We start from the raw sequence: 23,694 nt of genomic DNA on the forward strand, positions 1-23,694 counted from the left end.
ATTAAAACTCTCTTGTGGGATGGGCTTCTAGCCCGTCCAGTGCGGGCAAGATGCCCACACCACAAGAACTTATTTTTGCACTACTTTAAGCTTGCCATGCCACTACACAACTTATTTAAAATCTGGAATCTTCTCCAAAAGATACAGACAAGTTGAGAATGTGAATTAATTCTAGGACTTACGCATCTGGCACATTCGTAGGGGGCTTCAGATTTGAGTTTTTCGCTATTCTCAACAGATTTTTGGCATCTGACGCACCCTACAAGATAGGTTGAGTGTGACACCTGCTTAAGTCCTGAATTAAATAAATATTTTTCAGAAAGTCGAAGATTTTGCTGGAAAATATTTAATAATTGGGGATTTTGAGAATAAGCTTGTTAAACCCAATGTAAAAGGATATTTTAAAACAATATTTTATTTGCTCTCCACACCTTCTTAATTTATAGCGCAATTCGATTCAGTTCATGATTCACCTATGACAAGACTTAGCATTTTTGATCCATTTTAATTTTATATCTTGTGCAATTTGATGAAATCACCCCATCGCTAGAGTAGTAAAAACTGCTATTTTCTACTGAAAATATGTCATATCTTTTCAAGATATTTATTTATATTAATAATCTTAACAAAGATGTTGACAAACAAAGTTAATCACTTCCATAAGTCCTGATTGAGTTTTTAAATTAGTAAATACAAAGGGTTTATCACCGCGCATTTTTTGTGCGTCTCGTTCCATAACACTTAAATCTGCACCAACATATGGTGCTAAGTCAGTTTTATTAATGACTAATAAATCAGATTTAGTAATACCGGGGCCGCCTTTGCGGGGAATTTTATCACCAGCAGCCACATCAATCACATAAATTGTTAAGTCTACCAATTCTGGACTAAAGGTAGCGGCTAAATTATCACCACCGCTTTCTAAAAAAACTAAATCTAAGTTAAGAAAATGGTGTTCTAGTTGTTCAATTGCCGCCAAATTCATCGAAGCATCTTCACGAATTGCCGTGTGGGGACAACCGCCAGTTTCTACGCCTAAAATGCGATCGCTTGCTAAGGCTTGAGAACGCACCAAAAACTGCGCGTCTTCTTGAGTATATATATCATTCGTCACCACAGCAATTTGATAGCGATCGCGCAGTGCCTTACACATGGCATCCACCAAAGCCGTTTTCCCAGAACCCACCGGTCCAGCCACCCCAACACGAAAAGCGTTCATAATTCCATCAATATTCATTACTATAGATATGGTTATTCTGCGTTCACTTGTGCCACTTTTTGCCGAATTAATTTGGCAACTTCTGCAATTTCTGCTGGTGATTGAGCCATAGTAAATGTGTCAGGAGATGCCCCAGATGTGAAACGATCAACGAAGGCATAAAACGCTGCTTGATCGTGGGGATTGTTAATTACATAAGCTCTCAGTTCAGCTTTTGTCATTGTGTTAAAGTCAGTTGTCATTATATAAATCTCCAACGACCATTGCGATATATCTCTATTTGTATATTATCGCCAGCTAAAATGAAGACGTTGCCTGTGCGCTCGTCCAGTCGAACAATAAATATAGGTGTAAATGTATTTGTCAGGGATTGACACAGTGTGACACACATGATGCCCTGCTCGGCAGTTGGTAAAATCGTTATACCTCAATTCAGCATTCTTTTAACAGATTATCAGGTTTATCCTCTGATGCCTCAACTCCTAAACAGCCTGGTATACTGGGTTTCGTGCTGCATACTGGCTAAAGACAAACCCCAGCTACAACAGGCCATGTCATCATCTGCTAAAGACATAATTTCTACTGTGGCATGAGTGATTAATGGTTGCAACTCTAGTAATATTTCTTGCCCTGCTGTTTGTCCTAGGGGAATGAGTTTTACCCCAGCCGTCATCAAATTAGTTGCCCAGCTATGCAGATATGCTAACAAGGCGGCTTGGGGATGAATTTGCCAATGAGCCGCAGCCATCCCAAAAGCGATCGCATAATTGCTAGGATTACCTACAGCATTCACTAAAGGTAAGATTTGCGGTTGTATTTTACCAAGTAACTGCATGAGCGATCGCCCCATTTGCCAGCTAGAGTTGCGTAACTCTTGGGTTTCCCTGGCAGCAGATAACCACGAATTCCAATAACACAATCTTTCTATATCACCCCTAGTGACAGCCTGGCTAGCTCTGAGCATCACCGCCGCTTCTAGGCGAATCGCCCCATACCGTAATTCTGCCTCTAACCATCGTTGCAAAGTGACTTGGTTAGTAATTGTGCCATGTTCTACTAAAGTTTCTAAACCTTCCGAATAGCTATATGCTCCCACAGGTAAAGCCGAGCTAGCTAGTTGCAAGATATGCAAAAAATGGCTATTAGTGAGGGTGATGATGTCCATATGCGCCTAATTCTGGCTGAAACGGTAAAATTTCCTCTGTAATATTTAACCCCATTTGTTCTAACAGGTTGCATAATACCGGATCTGGAGAGAGGCGTAAATAGTTGGCAGTTATTTCTACTGGTACATGACGATTGCCTAAATGATATGCCGCCCGCATTAATAAAACTGGAGTAGCCGCGACAACCGTTAAAACTGGTTCTGGTTTAGCCGCAATTCTGATCAAACTGCCGTTAGATTCATCTTGCAAAATATCCCCATCCCGCAACACCGTTCCCCTTGGTAAACGCAAAAATACTACTTTGCCATCTGCGGTTTCAAAGCGGTGACGGCTACGAGTGCGTTCTTCAGCTGTCAAAGCCAAGGTGAAAGCGACGACAGTATCAGGGTTGGGTGGTTTACGTTGTGTTAACGTCAGCATGATCAATCACAATTACCAATTCTCTCTGGGTGAATTTTACCGTCAATGTAGGGTGTTGATTTTGTACCTTTTCAGGGGTTAAAAATTCATGCCTAATCCTTTCCTTCTTTAAGTAAAGAGTAATAAGTAATGGGTATTTACTCATTACTCATTACTCATTACTTATTACTCATTTAATTTGGTTCACCGATGAGTCCCCAATCCCCTCTAAGTCCATTCCAGCCAACCTTGATAACCGGTGACAATCCGATTACCATCTTTGAGAATATGAACTTCTATCTGGTCACTTGCCCAAGTGATTTTATCAGCAAAAGCCGGATTGAATACACGAACTCGTTGATTCCGCGAAGAAACTGGGGAATTAGGAGAATTAATAGCTAAAGACTGCACAAATGGCCCATCAATCAAAATATCTAATTGCTCTAACAATGCTTGAGAACCTGGAGGCGCAGATTCAGATTGCAGTTGCTGGAGGGTGAAACCAGTAAAAGACATGACATTTAAACCAGCTGCTTTGAGTTTTTGCGCCAGTTGAGCTAATGCGGGTGCTTGCCAAAAGGGTTCGCCACCGGAGAATGTTACGCCTTGATTTTGCGGTTTGCTCAAAATTTGCTCAACGAGACTATCAACACTAACTAATTGGTTAATCTCAAATGTCCAAGAATCAGGATTAAAACAGCCAGGACACTCACGGGGACAGCCTTGTACCCAGACGACAGCACGGCAACCAGGGCCATTCACCTCTGACTCATCAATGTAACCCATAATATTGAGATAGCCAGGGGGAATTTCTGGGAGTGTGAGTGATGGGTTGGTTGACTTGGTTTCCATCTATGATTCTCCTTGGAATGGTTAACTATGACAAAGCCATCGGGGCGCAACGCACCGGAATGCTGGTAGCATCGTAAATTGCATCACCTACAGCATTGAGGACATCAAGACTGATACACTTAAGTTGGTGAAAAGCACCAGCATAGGATTCAACTGCATTATTTCCCCTAGCATCCAATTGACGAGTCAAAACACGGGGACGGGAAGGAACATTGAGTTGAATCTCATCAGGACTTAGACGCTGGATGATTTGGATGTAATCTTCTATCATTTCCGTTGTCCAGGGAGATAACAACATAGTTTGGATCGTCAATTTTCCTTGATATTCCCCGCGAAATTCCTCGATACCAGCCAAGATACGCTGTAGGTTTATTGTCTCTACTGGCTGATTGATGCGCTGCAATTGATTTGACGAAATAGCATCTAATTTGACAGCAACAATATCTGCTAGTTGTAAAGCATGACGTACCATGCGATCGCCTAGTAGGGTGCTGTTAGTCAATACTACCGTAGGTCTTGTTATTACCTGTTTAGCGATCGCCAAAATTTCTTCTAAATTTAATGCTAAGGTGGGTTCGCCACTGCCACTGAGTGTTACTACATCTATTTGTTCATTGGTGTCTAAAGCTTGCAAATCACTGAGTAATTGGGCTGTAGATACAAAAACTTGACGTTGAGTGCTATGAGTTTGAATTTGTCCTAACTGACAATATACACAGTTGAAAGAGCAGGTAGACACCACACCAATCGGATCAATACCAAGCGATCGCCCAAATCGCCAGGATTTCACAGGCCCGTAGACAAAGGAACTGTGGGGATTTTGTCTAGATTCTATGGCGTTCATAGTTGCCTGATCGCAGAAGTGGCGATCGTTGAGGTTTTACTACCAAGAATGTAGAACTAGAAGTTGAGGAACTTGTGAAGACTTGGGGACTGGGGACTGGATGTTTAGCCTCATCTCCCTCATCACCCCTATACTGTTGCCTGTTCCTTGTTCCCTGTTTCTGATCTCAAAGGTGTGCTGATTGGTTTAACTGGAATAGAGATCACAAATTCTGTGCCTTTACCTATTACAGAAGAACATTCCAGTTTACCTTGATGTTTTTCAACCACAATTTGGTAACTGATAGATAATCCTAAACCCGTCCCCTTCCCAATAGGTTTTGTCGTGAAAAAGGGGTCAAAAAGACGCTTTCTGATTTCCTCGCTCATCCCAGTGCCATTATCTGCAATGCGAATTACCACTTGCTGCTCATGAGCGATTTCTGTACAAATATGAATTTGTGGTTGAGTAGAAACCTGAGAGTTTTTAACTGTTGATTCTTCTAAAGCATCAATAGCATTAGCTATCAAATTCATAAATACTTGATTCAGTTGTCCGGCATAACATTCTACCAATGGTAATTTGCCGTATTCTCTCATTACTTGAATTTCTGGGAAATCTGGTTTTGCTTTGAGGCGATTGTGCAGAATCATCAAAGTGCTATCAATACCTTCATGAATATCTACCGCTTTGACTTCAGCTTCATCCAGGCGGGAGAAATTACGCAAAGACAAAACAATTTCTCGAATCCGGTTAGCACCAATACTCATAGAAGATAATAATCTGGGTAAATCCTCTATGATAAAGTCAATTTCTACTGCCTCAATTTCTGCTTGTAATTTTGGCTCTGGATGGGGATAATATTGCTGATAGCATTGCACTAGATACAGCAGATCTTGAATATATTCATTAGCATAGGTAATATTGCCGTAGATAAAATTTACTGGATTATTAATTTCGTGAGCAATACCTGCCACAAGTTGACCTAGGCTAGACATTTTTTCACTTTGAATTAGTTGAATTTGGGTTTTCTGTAACTTCTCTAAAGTTTGTTCTAATTTTTCCTTCTCTTGATGCAAAGCTAAAGTGCGTTGCTGTACCCGAAATTCCAATTCTTGATTTGTATGTTCTAAGTTTTTCAGAGCTACTTGTAAGGAGATTTCTACTTGTTTGCGTTCACCAATATCTAACAAAAAGCCAAATAACTGGATCACATTATCAGGCGATCGCACAACATTGACAATATCTTTTACCCATATCCACTGACTATCAGCAGCTAAAAACCTATACTCAACTATGTAATCATCCTGCTCTGATGTAATCCCTTGGTGATGGGAAACAACTTGTGGCAAATCTTCCGGATGAATGTGTGAATACCAAAAGTCTGGTTCATACCACTGTGCCAACTCATAACCAAATAATTCAATAGCTTGTGGCCCCACATAAGTAAATTGGCGATTGACATCTAGTGCTTCCCAAGGCACTAATTTCACACCTTCCACTAATCGCTTGAGCCGTTGTCTAGTTTGTTCTAAATCTGTTTCTGTGAGCTTCCGCACAGTAATATCACTAGACATGATGGCATATTTATTGGTTATGCCTTCAGCATCTTGTATCGGTTGTCCATCTACTAATAACCAATATTCTCGTTGCTCAGGTGATAAATAAGAAAGCTCAAATTTAAAGCTTTCTCCTTTCATCAGTTGTTCACGAATATAAGTTTGTTGAAAATTTAGTTGCGAGTTAGCAGCTAATACAGTAAAAAATTTCTTGCCTATGAGTAAATCAATTGCTAACCTAGTATGTTCGACAAAGGCTTGATTAACCCATTCAATCCGCCCGCCTCTATCTGTCAATGCCATCAATAAGTCTGAGCGGTCTGACAAAGCAGTAAACATAGTTAATGGTAAACTGAGTGAGTCATCTAACATACCCATAACTCCGGTTAAGAGTATGAGAGAGCATCACGTCTTCCTGCTATGTACGCCAAAAGTAATTTGCTAATATCGTCACGAATTCGACGAAATATTTGCAACTTTTCGGCTTCTGTTCCTGTGGCTTCTGCTGGATCAGGAAAGGCAAAATGATGACGTTTAACTGCTGAAGGTAATGAAGGACAACTTTGATCAGCATGATCGCAGACTGTGATCACTGTATCAATTTTCTGGTCGAGAAATTGGTTGATATGCTTACAGGTGTTTTGGGAAATATCTATGCCAACTTCTTGCATTACTTTCACAGCTAAAGGATGAACTCTTTGGGCTGGATTCATACCTGCACTATGCACAGTTAATAAATCATCCGCTAATTCATTTAAAAATCCTTCCGCCATTTGACTCCGGCAAGAATTACCAGTGCAGAGTATAACCAACAATGGTTTTTGCATACTTAAACTTAATAATTTGTATATTTCTGGTATGGATTTTAAGCGAAAGCAAAAATCATAGTCTTCAGGGAAAGCACATAAATATCAGTAAATCTGGCGAATAAATATTTGATTTATCACCTTAATCTTTATTTAACCTAAAAGTTGTAATATATGGTTTCATGTTTTTTATTTATACAAAATATTTAAATAATTTTGCAGTTTTATCGAGTAAGGAGTTGTCATTAACTCCACATACTAAGACCGATGAACATCTTTATTCATACCTGCTGAAAAATAAAAAGATGGATGCTTAATACACCCATCTCTGACAACTATCTGCAAAATATGTAGAGGTCTATCTTCTGAAACTACGAGGATCAAGCGCATCTCTTAAACCATCGCCCAGTACATTAAAAGCTAAGACTGTAAGAATAATCAGCACGGCTGGCGGCCAAATTAACCAAGGTTGTAGCACCAAAATGGAAGCATTGCTGGCTAGAGACAGCATATTACCCCAAGATGGATCAGGTTGTTGAATGCCCAAACCAATTAAACTTAATACCGCTTCTGCACCAATAAAGCTGGGAACCGCTAAAGTTGCAGAGATAATTACATAGGTAGCAGTCTGCGGTAAAACGTGGCGCAGAATAATATAGATTGGTTTTCCACCCATAGCTCTGGCTGCTTGGACAAATTCTCGCTCTTTAATTGAAAGTACCTGTCCACGAATTACCCTTGCTAATCCAGCCCAGCTAATCACCGAAGTAATCAAGACAACTAGCAAAAAACGTTGACTGCTAGTTAACCCGGCTGGTAAGACGGAGCTTAAGGTAACTAATAGATAGATACTAGGGAAAGTCATCAGCACTTCTGCCACCCGCATAATCACGCTATCCGTCCAACCGCCAAAGTAGCCAGAAATACCACCTATGAGCAAACCTAGGGGAAAGGTAAACAAAACTCCCACAATACCGATAAATAGACTAATCCGCCCCCCATATAGCAAGCGGCTAAATTGATCACGTCCTTGTTCGTCTGTACCAAGGAGATTTAACTTAGCGTTACCAGCAGCGCCAAACAAATGCCAATCTAAGGGAATACCGGGGATAATGGAGACTTCTTGCCATTGAGGCGGTAGTGGTAAACTCAATTGAAACAGTCGGTACTCTGGCCCGGAGACAAATAACCGCACAGGAGAAGGCTGATTAAAATCTACAATTAGTTGGCGATCGCCTGTCTCTAAATCGGTGTCTCCCTGAGTTGTAGGATAAATATGGGGGCCGATAAATTTACCTGATGTTGGTGAAACCCAATAAATCCGAGTCGGTGGTAATAGTGAACCATTAGGCTGTGAGACATAAGGATCATATGGGGCGACAAAATCAGCAGCGATTACCGCCACATAGAAAATCAACAGCAAAATTGCCCCAAATCGCGCCAACGGATTTTTCTGAAGTCTTTGCCACCAATTCATAGTTATTAGTTATTAGTCATTAGTCATTAGTCAATAGTTAAGGGTGATTGGTGAATAGTCAAGTGTCCATAGTTAAGGTTTGTGACTTGATCTGGTTTGAGGTATGATTTCCTCTCTCCCTCACCCCCTATTCCCAACTCCCAACTCCCCACCCCCTTTTTTCCTCTGAATCATGCTTGCAATTGCTTGACTAAATATTTTTGTTCTTCTTGATTTTTTTCATGTTCAACAACAAACACATTCGAGTAGAGATTGGCTAAAATTTGTTTTCCTTGCTGTGTCAAAGATAAATATCTCAGCCCATCTGTAATATAGGGATGAACTCCATTCCAATAAAATTTAGCGTAGTTTTTCCGTAAATCTGCCGGGTTTTTGTACCCTAAAACTTTGGTGACTCCGGTTTCTTCAAACTCATAGTACAAAGAGGTGATTTTCTTTAAGTAACGTGGATCGCTTAATTGTCCTATTAAATCAGCAGCACGTACCAACCCAGCAAAGCTAGTTGTACCTTGATGATCGTCTGCTGTAGGTACAGGAAACCTAGTCAATTCAATATTGCTTTTAATGACTTCGGCATCTATCAGCTTATGACCGCCAAAACGCTCATCAATGAATAATTTAGCTCTATCCACATGATACGGTGTCAGACTAGCATCAGAAGCCCCAGGTGCAAGAGAAATCATTTTGCCATTCTGCCCTGTAGCGTATAAACCTTCGTGTTCTTGGTCTAGACGACAAACGCCTTTAACATAGCCAATATCATGACATAACAAGGAAATAATAAAATGTAACCAATCTTCGCTAGAAACACCACCTTCACGGATATGCTTACCGCGTAAGATTTCCTGCCCTACAAGGGTAACTAATATTGAGTGTTCAACATTGTGATAGAGCGCGTCACTGTTGGCTATGTTCTCCAACGCCATATTACCAGCCCAAGCAATGATGTCTTGATAATCATTTTTGAAACAGCCATAAGTACGACTGTAGCCGTCTCTCAGTTGTTTGACGAAGGCATCAATTAAAATCTCAGTGGCGTTGAACATATTTTTGTTGCTCAGGTTGGATAGAAATTATTGATGAAGTATTTACAAAAATCTACATTGAAAATTTCCTGGCATGGAGTTTAACAAAATGCAGACTGATCCGTTTTAGCTCAGGTATAAGAGTAAGTGCTAGTTATTTTTATACTGCGATCGCTGGTTGATGTTGGAGAAAGAGTTGGCGCAAGTAATCTGTGCAGACATCAAGCTTAATAAAATTTAATACTTATTCCAGGTGATTTAGCGGCAATTATTACAGCCATCAGTTGAGAAATTGGGTAATTTTTCATAAACTGTCATATATGTTTATTTTTGAAAATAAATATTCCTCAACCCCACTCCCTATTTTCCATGCTCGTCCTCATTGACTATCTTTGAGAACAACTCAGTATCGGTGATTTGTTGGGTAAGATGAAATTTTATGATATAATCGTCCCCGTATGATTATATGCGGGTGTAATTCAGTGGTAGAATGTCACCTTCCCAAGGTGAACGTCGTGGGTTCGAGTCCCATCGCCCGCTTTTGTTTGTTCGCCAAGTTGCAAACTCAGGATGTTGCGCTACTTGAATCAATAGTTCATTAATCAATAATCAATGGTGTATTGGCTATCTGTAGGTTGGAGTTTTGATATCGCTTGCGAAACCGTAAAAACACTGAAAGACCAAGAGCCAGAGTTATTTAGTTCGGGTATAGGTAGACGCTTTATGTTGTTGTCGGAAGCACAGGATGCTTCTCTTTCCTTAGTGGAATTTGACAGGAAGAGAGCGATCGCATCTTTAGATGAAGGTAAACCTGTGATTCCTGTGTGGTTAGATATTATTTATGAAAAATTAGCAAGTAGATTGGCTAATGAAGATTGAAGTCTTTCAATATCTCAATTTTGATGGCTTCACTTACGTTGAATAGACATATTCTTAAATTGACTTAAAAGGTTTGTAAATCAATGGACAAAACCTAATTTGCAGATAAATATAATGGAAATTTATTCCTTGTAATCAAAATTTTATGAACTATGCTTAAATGTTGTTGCAGCAGTGACAATACTAATGTACTCTTAAGACAATCAATATCATGACTATGTAATGGTCGAAATGTGAAATTATATTTTAATGCAGCTTAAATCACGCAATGTCACAGTCTGGACTACTGGAACTAGCACATAAAAAACTTCACTGGCCAACTCCAGAACAAATTTTGGAGCCACCTGGTGCTGGACCAAGTGTTTATGCACAAATCGCTAGGGAAAAGTTAGGTAGAACTATCAGCAAACTATCAGATGGTCATGGTGTGCAAATAGGAGTGCTGGCTGCAAATCCTCAAGGTGACTCAACAGAAACACCTATTGCGTTGGTGTGTGATTTTCCAGGAGAAGTATCAGAGGAAACTCTGAAGAAAACTTATAGACTCGCTTGGAGTTTTTCTCGTACACCGTCACTAATTACAACAGAACCTAACCGATTAAGAATTTGGACGTGCTACGAAGAACCTCCAAAAGAAGATGATATTATCAAGCCCGTAATTAATGTTTCTAAGCAGGAACTTGAATCATTTAATCAAATATCTCTTTCAGATCAAGCTGCTGAAAGTTTGCGTTTACACTGGGCTGATCTAGTATCCGGTCAATTTTTTCAAGAACATAGCCAGCGATTTCAACGAAGTCAGGCTGCTGACCAGATGCTATTGAGAAATCTGAAAAGTGTTCGGAAGGAACTTCAAGAAAACGAACTTGATGATGACACGATTCATGATTTATTAGCAAGAATTATTTTTATTCAATTCCTTTTTGATCGTCAAGAATCTGAAGGTAATCCTGCTTTAAATACAAATTTACTAGATTATTTATATCAAATTGGGAAATTATCGGCTAAATACTCTCATTTAGCTGACATATTAAGAAATCATAGAGATACTTATCAATTTTTTCGTTGGCTCAACGGCAAGTTTAATGGTGATTTATTCCCAGGTAAAGGAGCTACCGAACAAGAAAGGGAAGTTGAATGGCAAACAGAAGAACAAAAAGTTAAACAAACTCACCTAAATATACTTGCTTATTTTGTCAGTGGTCATGTAGACATTGAAAATGGACAGTTAAGTCTATGGCAATACTATCATTTTGATGTTATACCTTTAGATTTTATTAGCAGTATATATGAAGAATTTGTCAGTAAAGAATATGGTACAGGAATTCATTACACACCAGAACATATAGTTGATTTTGTATTAGATGGTGTTTTACCTTGGGATAGTGAAAAATGGGATATGAAGATTCTTGATCCTGCTTGTGGTTCAGGAATTTTTCTAGTTAAAGCATTCCAACGTTTAATTTATAGATGGGAAAAAGCTCATCAAAAAATAATTCAACCAAATGATTTAAAAAATTTACTAGAAAATAATTTATTTGGAGTTGATGTAGATGCTCAAGCTGTAAGGGTCGCATCTTTTAGTCTGTATTTAACCATGCTAGATAAAGTTGAACCTCAAGATTATTGGGAGAATGAGTTTCGCTTTCCTAGATTACGTGATCGTCAATTAATTGCTGCTGATTTTTTTGAAGAAGACAAAGAAGGTTTTCGTTCTGTTCAGGATGCTGGTAAATATGATTTAGTCGTAGGTAATGCACCTTGGGGTAAAAACACTGTCACTCCGGCAGCTAAATCTTGGGCTGGAGATGTTTGGACAATAACCTACGGTAATATTGGCCCACTTTTTCTGCCAAAAGCTGCTGCTTTAACAAAACCTGGTGGACAAGTAGCAATGATGCAACCTGCACTGGCGTTGATTTTTAATCAGGTTGGTACTGCTCAGGCATTTCGAGCTAGGCTTTTTTCAGAGTTCAAAATTGAAGAGATAGTTAATTTGTCTGCATTACGTTTTGGGCTTTTCAAAGATGCTATTTCTCCAGCTTGTGTTATCACAATGTCAGTCACACCTCCTGATGGTGAACCTTTGACATACATTTGTCCAAAGCCAGTAATGACTAATCAAGATGACTATTATATAGTAATTGAGCCATACGATGTTAATACAATTTACCCTCAAGAAGCGATATCAAATCCATTAGTTTGGACAGCATTAATGTGGGGAGGGAGACGTGATCTTTCTTTAGTTCGTAGATTGGCTAAAGACAAAAATTTAGAACAACTTGAGCTTTCAAATATTGTAATATCATCTCAAGGAATTATCAGAGGAAGTCGTCAAAAATATCATTCAGCAATTTTAGGAAGACGTATTTTAGAGGATAAAAGATTTACTCAACTATTTCCTAAAGGCACTGACACTTACTTGGTAGCGAAGCAACTTCCTATTAATAAAGATCCATATACACACCGTCTAACTAATTTGGCAGCATTTGATTTGCCGCAACTAATAATTAAACTCAGTTGGACGGAAAAATTAAGCCGTTTTCAGAGTGCTATTACTGAATCAGAAAAACAAAATAGTACGGGTATTATTTGCTCTGGTAGCTATGTCAGTGTACACATTATTGAAGAAAACTCTTTAATCTTAGAAGCAGCTTGTCTGACCTACAAAAGTAAATTAGCTGTTTATTACTTGCTGCTTTCAAATGGTCGTTTTGCGTCATATATTCCTGAAATTAAACCAAGTGATTTACTGCGTGTGCCAATACCTGAATTATCGGTAGGAGATTTGCATAATATAAAAACAATTGATGATATAGATGAGCGCATACGACAAGCTTTTGAATTTAAAGATAGTGAATGGGTGCTAATTAATGACCTTTTCAATTACACCCTGCAAGATTTTAAAGGAAATAGTGCTTCTCCAGGAAGAAAAAGAACTCTTCGTATAGATAATAGTCAATCTCAGAATAACACTGAACCTGAACTGACAGCATATTGCGAGTATTTCTTGCGAGTTATGAAAGCAGGATTTGGACAAGATAAACAAGTCTGCGCCACCATCTTTCAGGAAATAAATAACACTTTTCTTCCTGTTCGTTTAGTCGCAATCTATCTAAATAGACCTGATTGTCATGGTGTACATATTGAACCTATTAACTCCCCTGACTTAATGGAACGCTTGGAGAATTTAAATAAGTTGTATATCAAAAGAGGAAGTATAGAAGATGGTGGCATCTTTTATCAACGTGTTGCCAGGATTTATGATTCTGTTCAATTAAATGAGGTGAATATTCCTACTATTTATTTAATCAAACCTGACAAAATTCGTTATTGGACTCGCTCTATGGCTTTAAGAGATGCTGATGAAGTAGCAGCAGATATTATGACTTAGATATATCTCTCAGATTAATTAAATAAATTTAAATTAAACGCAAAATATTAGTAGTATAGGAGTTAAATTTTGGTTATAAGACGGCAGACAATTTCAGAAATAAGATGGCCAGATACAGATGAATTTATGGAATTATCTAAGCACTGGAGTGAAACAGCATCAACTAATATACTAACTTTCGTTTGGAAAGGATATGATTTATTAGTAAAAGAAGTATTATCAAAAATTGATTGTAGTCTGGCTGAGGATGATATTGAACGAGATATCACTCAGTTACTTGAACCAGAAATTCACGAAGTGATGACAGGAGATGAGCCATATTATGTTCAACATGGTTCTTATGAAAGGGAAACTCGTGATTTTGCACCAGCACAACCAAAAGAGTATGATATTGCATTTATTCTTAGAGCCAATAGAAGGATTATATGGCCTTTAGAAGCTAAAGTGTTGAAAACAGATGGCGCAGTTGGTAAATATGTAGACGAGATAAACGACAACTTTATAACTTGTAAATATGCACCATTTTCTAGTCAGGGAGGAATGCTTGGTTATCTTTTTTCTGGTGATTCAAACAAAGCCTTTAGCAATATTGCAAACAAAGTACCATGTACATTAAATGATCATCCAGATTTTCCAACTCGTGATCACAAAACTTCGGATCATCAGCGAATAGTTCCTTCAGGAAAGTCATATCCGGTGGAATTTAGATGTCACCATTTACTATTCAAAATAATTGCTACAGCTACTAATAATATACCTTCGGTTGAATAAATTTAAAACTTACTCAACTACCTTCTGACGCTCCAGCATCTCCCCAAAAGGCATAAAACACCTTTGACACCAACCATCAACCCACAAAGTCGGAACTTTAAACCTTGCTCCACAGTTGGGACATTCTGACAACAAAGTTAATTTGTGGCGATCGCACCCTTGCGTTACCTTAAAACTGCCATTCAATTTTGTGACATGGCGACTCAGCATAACAAGCAGCACATAACTGGATTGGCTCAATTTTCATACCCACCCCACCCCAGTAGGTGGTAACATTTGCGCTTAACCTATTGGCATCAACCTCGACAACATTTAGACAGGTAGTGGGAGATTGTCTGTTGCGTATATTTAATGGTAAGCTGGCACGCTATTCAGTCCACGTCCGACATTTTCACACCAATATCAGCAGGTTTGCCAAAATAGGGATAGCTTGTTACCAGGAGATCAACTCCCGTGCTGGCATAGTCCTGAACGTTGTCTAAGGTAATTCCCCCAGCCACAGCTATTTTGATGTTGGGATACTGATGCTTGAGTGACAGTACCACGGGCTTGAGATCAGCAGAGGAAACTTTATCAAACTGAATAATATCCACTCCGGCTTGAGCGATCGCCCAGGCATCTGCTACGGTTTCTACTTCCATCGCCATTTTGTGTTCTTGGAAGCGTTGTTTAAGTGCAGGCAAGGCTTTCAACAGTTCTGACATCCCACCAAGGTAAGTCAGATGCTCCTTGAAGATCAGAATGCTCTCAGACAACCCCAAACGATGAGGAATAGCTCCACCTGCCAAGATAGCCTTAACGGATAGCGCACGCGTACCGGGAAACACTTTGCGTGTACCGACAATTCCGACTGATGGATTGATCTGATGCGCCGCTTCGACCAAACTATTGGTACGAGTGGCAATCCCAGAGGTATATTCCAACAAATTAAGTGCAATTCTCCAGGCAATATGCAAGGCTTCGGCTGAACCTGCCGCTTTTAAGATCAGTTGTTTTGCCGCCAGTTTAGTGCTGCTTTCAACGTGAGTAAGAACTTTAGCACCACACTGTTCAAAGACTCTGGCAGCTTCCTCTGTGGCACAAACCACCATTGGATGACGGGAATAAAACTCGATTTCACCTGGTTGCTTACCAATTCCGAGTCCAAATGTAGTCAAATCAACATAGGGAACATCCTCCTCAATGAGTTGGGCGATCGCCGCGTCTGAAAGTACATTCCTCATAACTGAAATATATTCCTCATCGTAGTTTTGATCACTGCTTCTGTTCGCTTATCGGTAAGCACTTCCAGGCAAACATCAGGATGTTTGATTAAAAGGGTTTCATTCCCCGTGCTAAAAGTGCTGCTAACAAGGGGATGAGTGCAAACCCAACTAATTCGCCCCTGATTAGCCAAGAGAGTCGCTGCAATTGCGGTAATTCAATTTGAGGAGGTTCGTTATTTCGCAAGTGCTTAATCCAAGACAGAAATGAAAAGGTAGGATACAGAGACAATAAACTCACCAGGATGAATATCCCGACTTTGGTGTAAAAGACTGGACTGTTAAGGTAGTAATCGCTTCCTTTACCAAAGTAAATTACTCTCAATATGCCTGTGAGCAGGATTGTGATGGCTGAAATACCATAAATGGCATCTGCCGTCACCACTCTCCACGCTTCTGCCAGACTGATATCTTTTCTCAAATTTTGACTTTCAACCACTAACGCCCCAAATGCCAGCATAAAGCCCAGATAATGTAAATATGCCGTAATAGCACTTTCCCACATTGGTTTTCCTGTAATGTATTGTGTGTGCGCCCATACCTTCCCTGCAAAAACTTTGATGCAGTAATTAAGAAGTGCCTTTCAAGGTAGGGCAACTTTTTTCTGATAACTGTATTTAATATAACCATATAACTATATAATAGTAAATCATGCGAGCTAATAATAAGATTCTAAAATTAACCCTCTTGTGAATATTCAGAGGGTTGTAATTGCTCAACTAGGGTTAAAAATAGAGCCATCACTAGAGAGAGCTTCAGAAACTTTTATCTATGTAGCGATGGTGCGTATCAGGTTCAGACAACGCGCATAATTTTTGACTGGCTTCAACTTTTAAAACATCCTCTTAAAGAAGCCGATGAGCTGTAATACAAACTGGAACTCTTTTGTAAGCAGGTGTGCCACTGTGCGGATCAACTTTTGCTTTAAATAAAACATTAGCTTCAGGATAAAACATAAAAGCTACACCTTCAAGAATTGCCCCACCAATAATTTCAATATTTTCTAGTTCTCCCCCATCTCCTTTGACTGTGACTCGCTGATGTTCCTGGAATCCCGCTTTTTTTACATCCAGAGGATTCATTAAAATACAGTGCCGATGGGGCATTCCTCGATATTTATCTTCACTACGATAAACCACAGTATTATGTTGACCATAGCTGCGTCCTGTTCCTAAAATAACTACAATTCCTGGTTGATTTTCTGGCACACCAAACTCTGCTTTAGTTGGTAGTGATAATTGTGGTAAAGGTGTGACAAACATCTGCGCTTTGCCATCAGATGTGGTAAATTTCGGTTCATCTAAAATCCGTCCTGCAATCAGAAATTCTTGTTTTGTTTGGTCAATTGTGCCAATTTTTTCATAGCCCGGAATGGTTTTAGCAATTAATTCTCTCACATAAACTGTATCTTGCAGTTTACGCCAATTTATCGGTGTTTCACCATGTAAACGATGAGCAATTTCTGTGATTAATTCTATTTCTGAAATTAGATCAGCATCAGGTGGTTTCAAATGACTTTTACCTTCATCATTTAACCTTACAAAGTTATTACCAGATTCAGTTGTTGTTTTATGAGGATTTTCAAAGCGATTAAATACAGGTAATATTAAAGTTTGCTGTTTAGCTAATCCGTGAAAATGTCCTAAATTCGGTTTAGTAGCTAAGTAAAAAATGGTTTCTATTTGTGATAATGCCTGTTTTGCTTGCTGTAAGTCTGGATTGGCTGCATACAGATTTCCCCCTAAACAAAATAGTGTATCTATCTTTCCTAATTCTGCTGCTGTTATTAAGTCACGGGTATGATAACCAGGAGTTTCATTTAAGGGTTTACCTAATAGTTGAGATAGTGCTTGTTTGATTTCTTCCCGCAAGTTGACAGTGACACCCATTGAACCAAATCCTTGCACATTGGAATGTCCTCGAATGGGCATTGTCCCGGCACCAATTTTACCAGCATTACCTGTGATTAAGGCTGTATTGGCAATACTAAAAACATTATCTACACCGTTAGCGTGTTGAGTTATCCCCATAGCCCAAGCAAAAACTACACGCTCGGATTTACCAATTATATAAGCTGTTGCTGTGATTTCTTCTGGGGATAAACCACATATATTAGTTATTTCATTCCATGATATATTATTAGCATAATCTATAATTTTCTGCCAATCTTTTGTATAGGATTTAAGATATTCAGTTTTAATTAAATTCTGTTCAACCAGGGATTTTTGTAACCCCACAAATAATGCCACATCACTACCAGGAATTGGTTGTAAATATAAAGAAGATATATCTGAACCTCCTGTGAGCAAAGATTTGAGGGGAAATGCAGGAGATGCAAATTTAACTAAGCCGATTTCAATTTGGGGATTAATAATAATGACTTTACCGCCTCTTTCCCGCAATTTGATTAATTCGTTCATCAGTCGTGGATGATTTGCAGGTGCATTAGAACCAATTAAAACAATACAATCACTATGTTTTAGATGCTCTAAGCTTACCATTGATGTACCTGAGCCGAAAACTTTTTTTAATCCTACTGTTGAAGGGGCGTGACACAAATCTGAACAGTCTGCTAGGTTATTACTACCTAGCGATCGCATGAGTAATTGTAGTAAATAAGCAGCTTCATTCGATGAACGCCCAGAACTATAACTAGCAATTCGTGCTGGGGGTAAATTAAAGGCTTGTGTAGCGATATGATAAACTTCTTCCCAGCTAATCCGTTGATAATGAGATGAACCTGATCTGAGAATAAGAGGATAAGTTAATCTACCCAAGCGATCGCATTCTTGAGAAGTCAGTTTTTGTAATTCACTTATACTATATTTTTGGAAAAAATTTGGTTTAATTCCTGGTTGCAATTCCGCCGCGATCGCCTCTACACTTTTAGCACAGCGTTGTAAATATTCTCCCGCTTCATTAACAAATCCCCCTTTTTGTCCACCCGTACCCCAAGCACAGGATAAACACGCACTTTTATGATTGAGAGTTTGCCATAATTGTAATCCTTGTGCTGAGAGAGTTTGTTCTACCCAATACTGAATCACAGGTAAACCACCCCCAGCCGGGGAGCTAGACTTGCTTTGAGGTAAGTTATCCATACTTAGCTAAATCTCAACTCGCTTAACTAACTATTATTATTGCTAAAAATTATTTAGCGTTGCAGAATAGAAATATGAATTAATGAGATAAGCAAAGCTTAATCCTTCGACTATTGCTATGGAATCTTATCGCGCCTTCATTTATATTATGTAATATTTTCAACAGATAGAATTGCGTATTTAAATATAAGGACGCAGTCAGGATTAAGCATGAAGTTAATGTCTAAGGAAGTGCTGAAAGGGGCGATCACTGGGGTTTTCCTCTAAGAATAAAGAAAGCGATCGCCGATACCACACAAATCCTAAAATACTACTGGCTTCAATCACTAAATAAATTTTATTTATGAATTAGATGATTTATCCTGCTTCACCTTTTTAATTAATTCTATATAGATATTAATCTCACTAACTTCTACATCATGCTCAACTCTAGTTACTTTCCATCTTTCTCTTTGTAGGTAAATTTCTTCTCCTATTCTAGGAACAAATTGGAGGTCATATAACTTTTTAACAAAATCTTTTTGGTTTTCTTCCCACAAGATGACTTTGGCTAATTCTCTGCTCATGTTTCTCCTGTTTTGTTACTGAATTTCATCCAGTAATTTGATGACATATATTCAGTCAGTCTATCTTACTAATTCAACTCAATAACGTAGTTAAAACCACATTATTTGCTAATAGTCATTTACCTATAGTTTATTCACTCTAAATTCACAGTAAAGATACCCAAGTATTTATACCAACAATCTCATCTATAGCAGGTGACAGGTGACAGGTTTAAAAGCCTCTGATGGTAATGGTTTTATGATTTCCTGATGTCCTAATCTCATAGTTTAGTTTTGTTTTTGAATAAAGGGGATAGCCGTTGTCAGACTTTTGATAAATGCCAGCTATGCCTCTGTGTATTAAGCAAAAATACTTTTAGCGTTTCCTAGTCTGCTGAGGTACAAATCTCTGCGTAACTCTGCGCTTTACTCCGCGCCCCCCTGCGTTTCAAAATATTATTTTTACATCACTTAAGTGGGAATCACTATTTATTTGTAAATGTGCATAAATAAAGAATAACCGCTAACTAAAAAAACAAATAATATGGTTGCAGAAAATATTACTACATCTCTGACTATAAATAAAATCCAATCTTTTCTAAGTTCTTGTTTAAACTTAAGTTCTCGCAGCTTTCGCTCAAGTTCTGCATCTTCTTGGGACTGTTTGTTTACTATTGATAAAGTTAGTGGATTTTCACCTTTATTCGTAATAATCTGTGATAAATCTTTTACATCTGTCATGCTGTTAGATGCCCACAATTTCAGTTTCAAGATTTTGATTATCGTCTACAATCCAGAGATGTTTACCTTTCTGCTGGGCTTCTACTGCTATTTCTAAGAGGGCGATGGCTTTTAGCAATACCTCAGCATTATCTTCATCCATCTGTTGTGCCAGATTGCTGATTGTTTCATATAATTCTAGCGATAAATCTAAATTTATTTGAATTCGTTGGTTTTTATTTTGTGAAGTCATGTCTATTCAATAAAATATTTGGTGTTGCTGATTAAAAACATGATACAAATCTTTCTTTAATTACAACACAATAGAAAAAATATATTTCTAAAAATCAAACCACCAACTTTTAGATTGGTGGTTTTTTTGGGTTCATCGTGATCGGGTAGCAGGACTATATCGCATATATCACTATAGGGCAGGATAACTTCCAAACAAAAAGCGATCGCCTGCGCTCTTGTTAAGCTGATGTCATCTGTGCGTTCAGCCTGATTTGATCAAGCATTTTTGCGGCGAATTCGCTTCATAGTCTATTTTGTGCAGCCAACTCCAGTAGAGCGATAGTCGGGATTAACTGCGGAGCCGATTATTGTCTTGGAGATCGTCAGCACTTCTCTGAGCTGTGTCTGTGTAAACGGAACCCCATTGTTTTAGAGCTTCGCCAGATTCTTTAGCAATTCTTTTAGCTCTTTCTCCAGAAGCTTCTTCTGTTTGACGAGCTTCTTTGTTCCATTCTCCTGTAGTCTTGGGTCTATCAGCATCATCCTGATGTACAACTTTGTCTAATCTTCTGGTTAAAGAGTCACTACTACGTCCAGCGTCAATACTAGAATCTAAGCTTGTTGTTAGCACTACAAAACCAACCAGGGCAATAGCAAAAAAACGCTTAAGTTCAAAGTTTTGATATATAAACTTGATAGTATTGATTGCCTTAGTAAACAAATTTGCCATTATTGTACTCCATCAACTGAATGTGAATAGCTTTCCATTTGTTAGAGCTTTATTGGTTAGCTAATAATCTAAATTAGTGATAATTCACTAAAAACATATGGGTTTGATCACCAATTTAGCTGCCACCAGCACAATTAAAAGATTAAAACTAAAAAGATAGTTATCCATCTAACAAAAGTTATAAAGTATTCATAGATGAAGGAAGTTTTTTAATAGTGCTTCATAGAGTAATCCACTTTGATCTTTTTACTTACAAAAAAGCCCCCAGAAAATCTGAGGGCTTAAGGGAAGGAGCGTTTTTCCGATGAGAAAACTATGCAGGGCTGGGTTCGGTACTACTTTGCAGTAGTTGAATAATCGCAGCTTTTTCGAGAATTCCGACTAGCACACCGTTATCACGAATTACAGGCAGTGCCGATAATTTTTGTTGTTCCAACAGTTGCACTACTTCTAGTAATGGTTGATTTGATGGGATAGTGGTAGATTGAATTGATCGCATCACATCTCTGACTTGTGTTTCTGACCACAGTGTTGTATTAATACTCCGTAAGTCATCCAGAGCGATCGCACCCACTAATTGTCCTGCATCGTTGGTAACTAAAAACCGTTGCCAGTTGTTACCTTGGACAATTTGCTGATCTGCAAACTCTCTGAGGCTGAGGTGATCCGAGACAATTGGACTATTAATTGTCACTGCATCTGCTGCTGTCAATCCTGTGAGTTTTTCTTGCACTCTCGCAAATTGGGCTGCATTACCCGCATTTTGCAGTAAGAAGAATCCGATTAATAAATTCCAGAAGTTGGCGAAGCTACCAAACAAGAATAAGGGGATTAAACCAGAAGCGATCGCTACCCAACCAAAGATTTGTCCAACTCGGCTAGCAAAGGTAACACCTTTATAGGGTTTACCTGTAATTTTCCATACAATAGCTTTGAGGATATTACCACCATCCAAAGGTAAGCCAGGAATGAGGTTGAACAAAGCTAATGCCAAATTTACAGATGCCAGAACACCGAGAATAGCAGCTAAGGGGCCGGATATAGCAGTAGTCACACCGATTGCTGTGACAATACCGCATAACAGCAGACTAACTAAAGGCCCGGCGATCGCTACCCAAAAAGCTCCGGCTGGGGTTTTTGATTCTTGTTCTAAGCTAGCCAACCCACCAAAGATAAATAATGTGATTGAATTAACATTAATTCCCTGGCGGATAGCTACGAAGCTGTGTCCTAACTCGTGGGCGACGACAGAGGCAAACAACAACAAAGCTGTCGTCAATCCTAGTATTAAAGCCAATCCCCCGGATAATTGCGGGAATTGTGCCATGAGTCCGCCACTATAAGTCCAAGTTACCAAGCCCAGAACTAGAAACCAAGACGGATGTATGTAAAAGGGGATACCGAAGAGATTGCCAACGCGAATTGTGCCATTCATGTCGTTCACCTTTGAGTTCAGCCGCGAGAGTTGTTTTTTACCCTCTCGTTGTTTCTAGTGTAACGAAGTATTAAGCAATTTTAATCTTTGTAACGGTAGTGGTGTCCGTCTATTGTGGTGCGGTTCTCAGGGATACAGGTAAGAGGCAATAGGCAATAGGCAATAGTTATTCTCCCCTGCTCCCCCTGCTTTCCCTGCTCCCCCTGCTTCCCCTGCTCCCCCTGCTTTCCCAATCCCCAATCCCTACGTTTCTTTGCTAAGATTGCCAATGCAAAAACATTGAAACAGGGCAACTCTTCACTACCATGTCAACCACTGCACTTGACGGTAAAGACGCAACCGCTATCCAAGCCGCAACAGCAGGAGTTGCTGTGTGCGATCGCTCTTTTTGGGGACGTATCCGTGTTTCTGAAGCTGATCGTTTGCGTTTTTTACACAATCAGAGTACCAATGATTTCCAAAGCCTGAAACCAGGACAAGGCTGTGATACTGTCATGGTAACATCTACAGCCCGCACCATTGATTTAGTCAGCGCCTATGTTCTCGATGATGCGGTGCTATTGTTAGTTTCATCTAAGCGTCGCGAGTATTTAATCCAATGGCTGGATCGTTATATTTTCTTTGCTGATCAAGTGCAATTAACCGATGTTACCGATGAAACCGCTACTTTTAGCCTCATCGGCCCAGGAAGTGATGCTGTAGTTAAAAAGTTAGGTGCTGGGGCAATTATCGGTCAACCCTACGGAAATCATATTGTGGTAGATAGAGATATGATCATCGCTGTAGGTAGTGGCTTGGCTGCACCTGGATATACAATGATTTTGCCTGTGTCTTTAAAAGAGAAAGTATGGCAGCAGATTATAGAATTAGGAGCAGTAGAGTTAAGCGATCGCGCTTGGGAACATTTACGCATTTTACAAGGTAGACCAGCCCCAGATGCCGAACTCACCGATGAGTATAATCCTTTGGAAGTGGGTTTATGGCAGACTATTTCCTTTAATAAAGGTTGCTATATCGGTCAAGAAACCATCGCCAGGTTAAATACATATAAAGGTGTCAAACAATATCTTTGGGGGATTCGTCTCAACAACCCCGCAGTCATAGGAGACACAATTACAGTTGGAGATGAAAAAGTCGGTAAACTCACAAGTTTGACTGCAACCCCTGATGGTTACTTTGGATTAGGTTACATTAAAAGCAAAGCTGGTAATGTAGGTTTAAAAGTACAAGTAGGAAACTCTGAGGGGGAAATAGTCGCTATCCCATTTGTTTCACACGAGTACCCTTAAAAATTTGA

General features: G+C 39.1%; 24 protein-coding genes and 1 tRNA gene. 5 read left to right on the top strand and 20 right to left on the bottom strand.

What is annotated here, in order from left to right; all coding sequences use genetic code 11:
- Window positions 1-622 precede the first annotated feature (622 nt).
- The 11 genes from ureG to NOS7524_RS04740 all read right to left on the bottom strand — a co-directional run bounded on the left by ureG (window position 623) and on the right by NOS7524_RS04740 (window position 9,347).
- Complete coding sequence (gene ureG, locus NOS7524_RS04695) at window positions 623-1,219, bottom strand: urease accessory protein UreG (protein WP_041555557.1); 597 nt, start codon at window positions 1,217-1,219, stop codon at window positions 623-625.
- Window positions 1,220-1,251: 32 nt separating this feature from the next.
- Window positions 1,252-1,461, bottom strand: a complete 210-nt coding sequence (locus NOS7524_RS04700; protein WP_015137323.1) for a DUF6887 family protein — start codon at window positions 1,459-1,461, stop codon at window positions 1,252-1,254.
- Window positions 1,461-1,643 (bottom strand): DUF6888 family protein, encoded by a 183-nt coding sequence (locus NOS7524_RS31140; protein WP_015137324.1) that lies wholly within the window; start codon window positions 1,641-1,643, stop codon window positions 1,461-1,463. Before NOS7524_RS31140 ends, NOS7524_RS04700 begins: the two co-directional genes overlap by 1 nt.
- 51 nt (window positions 1,644-1,694) lie before the next feature.
- Window positions 1,695-2,384 (bottom strand): urease accessory protein UreF, encoded by a 690-nt coding sequence (locus NOS7524_RS04705; protein WP_015137325.1) that lies wholly within the window; start codon window positions 2,382-2,384, stop codon window positions 1,695-1,697.
- Complete coding sequence (ureE, locus tag NOS7524_RS04710; RefSeq protein WP_015137326.1) at window positions 2,362-2,805, bottom strand: urease accessory protein UreE; 444 nt, start codon at window positions 2,803-2,805, stop codon at window positions 2,362-2,364. Before ureE ends, NOS7524_RS04705 begins: the two co-directional genes overlap by 23 nt.
- Window positions 2,806-3,012: 207 nt before the next feature.
- Complete coding sequence (locus NOS7524_RS04715) at window positions 3,013-3,636, bottom strand: 4Fe-4S single cluster domain-containing protein (protein ID WP_015137328.1); 624 nt, start codon at window positions 3,634-3,636, stop codon at window positions 3,013-3,015.
- Window positions 3,637-3,661: 25 nt separating this feature from the next.
- Complete coding sequence (locus tag NOS7524_RS04720) at window positions 3,662-4,480, bottom strand: radical SAM protein (RefSeq protein WP_015137329.1); 819 nt, start codon at window positions 4,478-4,480, stop codon at window positions 3,662-3,664.
- A gap of 128 nt (window positions 4,481-4,608) precedes the next feature.
- Complete coding sequence (locus NOS7524_RS04725) at window positions 4,609-6,390, bottom strand: PAS domain-containing sensor histidine kinase (RefSeq protein ID WP_015137330.1); 1,782 nt, start codon at window positions 6,388-6,390, stop codon at window positions 4,609-4,611.
- 14 nt (window positions 6,391-6,404) lie between these two features.
- A complete protein-coding gene (locus NOS7524_RS04730) occupies window positions 6,405-6,845 on the bottom strand; it encodes an arsenate reductase ArsC (RefSeq protein WP_015137331.1) in 441 nt (146 codons plus the stop codon).
- Window positions 6,846-7,182: 337 nt separating this feature from the next.
- Window positions 7,183-8,301 (bottom strand): ABC transporter permease, encoded by a 1,119-nt coding sequence (locus NOS7524_RS04735; RefSeq protein ID WP_015137332.1) that lies wholly within the window; start codon window positions 8,299-8,301, stop codon window positions 7,183-7,185.
- A 170-nt stretch (window positions 8,302-8,471) separates the two neighbouring features.
- Window positions 8,472-9,347 (bottom strand): Npun_R2479 family HD domain-containing metalloprotein, encoded by an 876-nt coding sequence (locus tag NOS7524_RS04740; RefSeq protein ID WP_015137333.1) that lies wholly within the window; start codon window positions 9,345-9,347, stop codon window positions 8,472-8,474.
- A gap of 447 nt (window positions 9,348-9,794) precedes the next feature.
- On the opposite strand from NOS7524_RS04740, the gene NOS7524_RS04745 reads away from it, so the two are divergent.
- The 4 genes from NOS7524_RS04745 (at window position 9,795) to NOS7524_RS04760 (ending at window position 14,370) form a co-directional block, all read left to right on the top strand.
- Window positions 9,795-9,866: transfer RNA gene (locus tag NOS7524_RS04745), tRNA-Gly, on the top strand.
- Between the two features lie 72 nt (window positions 9,867-9,938).
- Complete coding sequence (locus NOS7524_RS04750; protein ID WP_235622396.1) at window positions 9,939-10,205, top strand: hypothetical protein; 267 nt, start codon at window positions 9,939-9,941, stop codon at window positions 10,203-10,205.
- A 268-nt stretch (window positions 10,206-10,473) separates the two neighbouring features.
- The gene (locus NOS7524_RS04755) at window positions 10,474-13,599 is read left to right on the top strand and encodes an HsdM family class I SAM-dependent methyltransferase (protein ID WP_015137334.1); all 3,126 of its coding nucleotides are present in this window, start codon (window positions 10,474-10,476) and stop codon (window positions 13,597-13,599) included.
- Window positions 13,600-13,725: 126 nt separating this feature from the next.
- Complete coding sequence (locus tag NOS7524_RS04760) at window positions 13,726-14,370, top strand: hypothetical protein (RefSeq protein WP_051039179.1); 645 nt, start codon at window positions 13,726-13,728, stop codon at window positions 14,368-14,370.
- A 9-nt stretch (window positions 14,371-14,379) separates the two neighbouring features.
- On the opposite strand, the gene NOS7524_RS28190 is transcribed toward NOS7524_RS04760, so the two are convergent.
- From NOS7524_RS28190 to NOS7524_RS04800, 9 genes are all read right to left on the bottom strand, one after another.
- Entirely contained in the window at window positions 14,380-14,580 is a 201-nt protein-coding gene (locus NOS7524_RS28190; RefSeq protein WP_235622397.1) for a hypothetical protein, read from the bottom strand.
- Between the two features lie 161 nt (window positions 14,581-14,741).
- Complete coding sequence (modD, locus tag NOS7524_RS04765) at window positions 14,742-15,593, bottom strand: ModD protein (protein ID WP_015137336.1); 852 nt, start codon at window positions 15,591-15,593, stop codon at window positions 14,742-14,744.
- Between the two features lie 88 nt (window positions 15,594-15,681).
- Window positions 15,682-16,137 carry a DUF2214 family protein gene (locus tag NOS7524_RS04770; protein ID WP_015137337.1) on the bottom strand — a complete coding sequence of 152 codons (456 nt, stop codon included), beginning with the start codon at window positions 16,135-16,137 and terminating at the stop codon, window positions 15,682-15,684.
- A gap of 340 nt (window positions 16,138-16,477) precedes the next feature.
- The gene (locus tag NOS7524_RS04775) at window positions 16,478-18,733 is read right to left on the bottom strand and encodes an FdhF/YdeP family oxidoreductase (RefSeq protein ID WP_015137338.1); all 2,256 of its coding nucleotides are present in this window, start codon (window positions 18,731-18,733) and stop codon (window positions 16,478-16,480) included.
- A 341-nt stretch (window positions 18,734-19,074) separates the two neighbouring features.
- Window positions 19,075-19,299 carry a hypothetical protein gene (locus NOS7524_RS04780; protein ID WP_015137339.1) on the bottom strand — a complete coding sequence of 75 codons (225 nt, stop codon included), beginning with the start codon at window positions 19,297-19,299 and terminating at the stop codon, window positions 19,075-19,077.
- A 468-nt stretch (window positions 19,300-19,767) separates the two neighbouring features.
- The gene (locus NOS7524_RS04785) at window positions 19,768-20,019 is read right to left on the bottom strand and encodes a hypothetical protein (RefSeq protein WP_015137340.1); all 252 of its coding nucleotides are present in this window, start codon (window positions 20,017-20,019) and stop codon (window positions 19,768-19,770) included.
- 4 nt (window positions 20,020-20,023) lie between these two features.
- A complete protein-coding gene (locus tag NOS7524_RS04790; protein ID WP_015137341.1) occupies window positions 20,024-20,251 on the bottom strand; it encodes a hypothetical protein in 228 nt (75 codons plus the stop codon).
- Window positions 20,252-20,581: 330 nt separating this feature from the next.
- Window positions 20,582-20,962: a hypothetical protein gene (locus NOS7524_RS04795; protein ID WP_015137342.1), complete on the bottom strand. Its 381-nt coding sequence runs from the start codon at window positions 20,960-20,962 to the stop codon at window positions 20,582-20,584.
- A 313-nt stretch (window positions 20,963-21,275) separates the two neighbouring features.
- A complete protein-coding gene (locus NOS7524_RS04800; protein WP_015137343.1) occupies window positions 21,276-22,397 on the bottom strand; it encodes a site-2 protease family protein in 1,122 nt (373 codons plus the stop codon).
- 305 nt (window positions 22,398-22,702) lie between these two features.
- On the opposite strand from NOS7524_RS04800, the gene ygfZ reads away from it, so the two are divergent.
- Window positions 22,703-23,686: a CAF17-like 4Fe-4S cluster assembly/insertion protein YgfZ gene (gene ygfZ / locus NOS7524_RS04805; RefSeq protein WP_015137344.1), complete on the top strand. Its 984-nt coding sequence runs from the start codon at window positions 22,703-22,705 to the stop codon at window positions 23,684-23,686.
- Window positions 23,687-23,694 lie beyond the last annotated feature (8 nt).

The organism is Nostoc sp. PCC 7524, assembly GCF_000316645.1.
Classification (GTDB): domain Bacteria; phylum Cyanobacteriota; class Cyanobacteriia; order Cyanobacteriales; family Nostocaceae; genus Trichormus.

Coding starts and splice junctions, on each gene's coding strand:
- NOS7524_RS04720 (WP_015137329.1), bottom strand. CDS start 4,480: ATGAACGCCATAGAATCTAGACAAAATCCCCACAGTTCCTTTGTCTAC.
- ureG (WP_041555557.1), bottom strand. CDS start 1,219: ATGAACGCTTTTCGTGTTGGGGTGGCTGGACCGGTGGGTTCTGGGAAA.
- NOS7524_RS04795 (WP_015137342.1), bottom strand. CDS start 20,962: ATGGCAAATTTGTTTACTAAGGCAATCAATACTATCAAGTTTATATAT.
- NOS7524_RS04715 (WP_015137328.1), bottom strand. CDS start 3,636: ATGGAAACCAAGTCAACCAACCCATCACTCACACTCCCAGAAATTCCC.
- NOS7524_RS04755 (WP_015137334.1), top strand. CDS start 10,474: ATGTCACAGTCTGGACTACTGGAACTAGCACATAAAAAACTTCACTGG.
- NOS7524_RS04760 (WP_051039179.1), top strand. CDS start 13,726: ATGGAATTATCTAAGCACTGGAGTGAAACAGCATCAACTAATATACTA.
- NOS7524_RS04725 (WP_015137330.1), bottom strand. CDS start 6,390: ATGTTAGATGACTCACTCAGTTTACCATTAACTATGTTTACTGCTTTG.
- NOS7524_RS04735 (WP_015137332.1), bottom strand. CDS start 8,301: ATGAATTGGTGGCAAAGACTTCAGAAAAATCCGTTGGCGCGATTTGGG.
- NOS7524_RS04785 (WP_015137340.1), bottom strand. CDS start 20,019: ATGACAGATGTAAAAGATTTATCACAGATTATTACGAATAAAGGTGAA.
- NOS7524_RS28190 (WP_235622397.1), bottom strand. CDS start 14,580: ATGCTGAGTCGCCATGTCACAAAATTGAATGGCAGTTTTAAGGTAACG.
- ygfZ (WP_015137344.1), top strand. CDS start 22,703: ATGTCAACCACTGCACTTGACGGTAAAGACGCAACCGCTATCCAAGCC.
- NOS7524_RS04770 (WP_015137337.1), bottom strand. CDS start 16,137: ATGTGGGAAAGTGCTATTACGGCATATTTACATTATCTGGGCTTTATG.
- modD (WP_015137336.1), bottom strand. CDS start 15,593: ATGAGGAATGTACTTTCAGACGCGGCGATCGCCCAACTCATTGAGGAG.
- NOS7524_RS04740 (WP_015137333.1), bottom strand. CDS start 9,347: ATGTTCAACGCCACTGAGATTTTAATTGATGCCTTCGTCAAACAACTG.
- NOS7524_RS04750 (WP_235622396.1), top strand. CDS start 9,939: ATGGTGTATTGGCTATCTGTAGGTTGGAGTTTTGATATCGCTTGCGAA.
- NOS7524_RS04730 (WP_015137331.1), bottom strand. CDS start 6,845: ATGCAAAAACCATTGTTGGTTATACTCTGCACTGGTAATTCTTGCCGG.
- NOS7524_RS04800 (WP_015137343.1), bottom strand. CDS start 22,397: ATGAATGGCACAATTCGCGTTGGCAATCTCTTCGGTATCCCCTTTTAC.
- NOS7524_RS04780 (WP_015137339.1), bottom strand. CDS start 19,299: ATGAGCAGAGAATTAGCCAAAGTCATCTTGTGGGAAGAAAACCAAAAA.
- ureE (WP_015137326.1), bottom strand. CDS start 2,805: ATGCTGACGTTAACACAACGTAAACCACCCAACCCTGATACTGTCGTC.
- NOS7524_RS04700 (WP_015137323.1), bottom strand. CDS start 1,461: ATGACAACTGACTTTAACACAATGACAAAAGCTGAACTGAGAGCTTAT.
- NOS7524_RS04790 (WP_015137341.1), bottom strand. CDS start 20,251: ATGACTTCACAAAATAAAAACCAACGAATTCAAATAAATTTAGATTTA.
- NOS7524_RS04705 (WP_015137325.1), bottom strand. CDS start 2,384: ATGGACATCATCACCCTCACTAATAGCCATTTTTTGCATATCTTGCAA.
- NOS7524_RS04775 (WP_015137338.1), bottom strand. CDS start 18,733: ATGGATAACTTACCTCAAAGCAAGTCTAGCTCCCCGGCTGGGGGTGGT.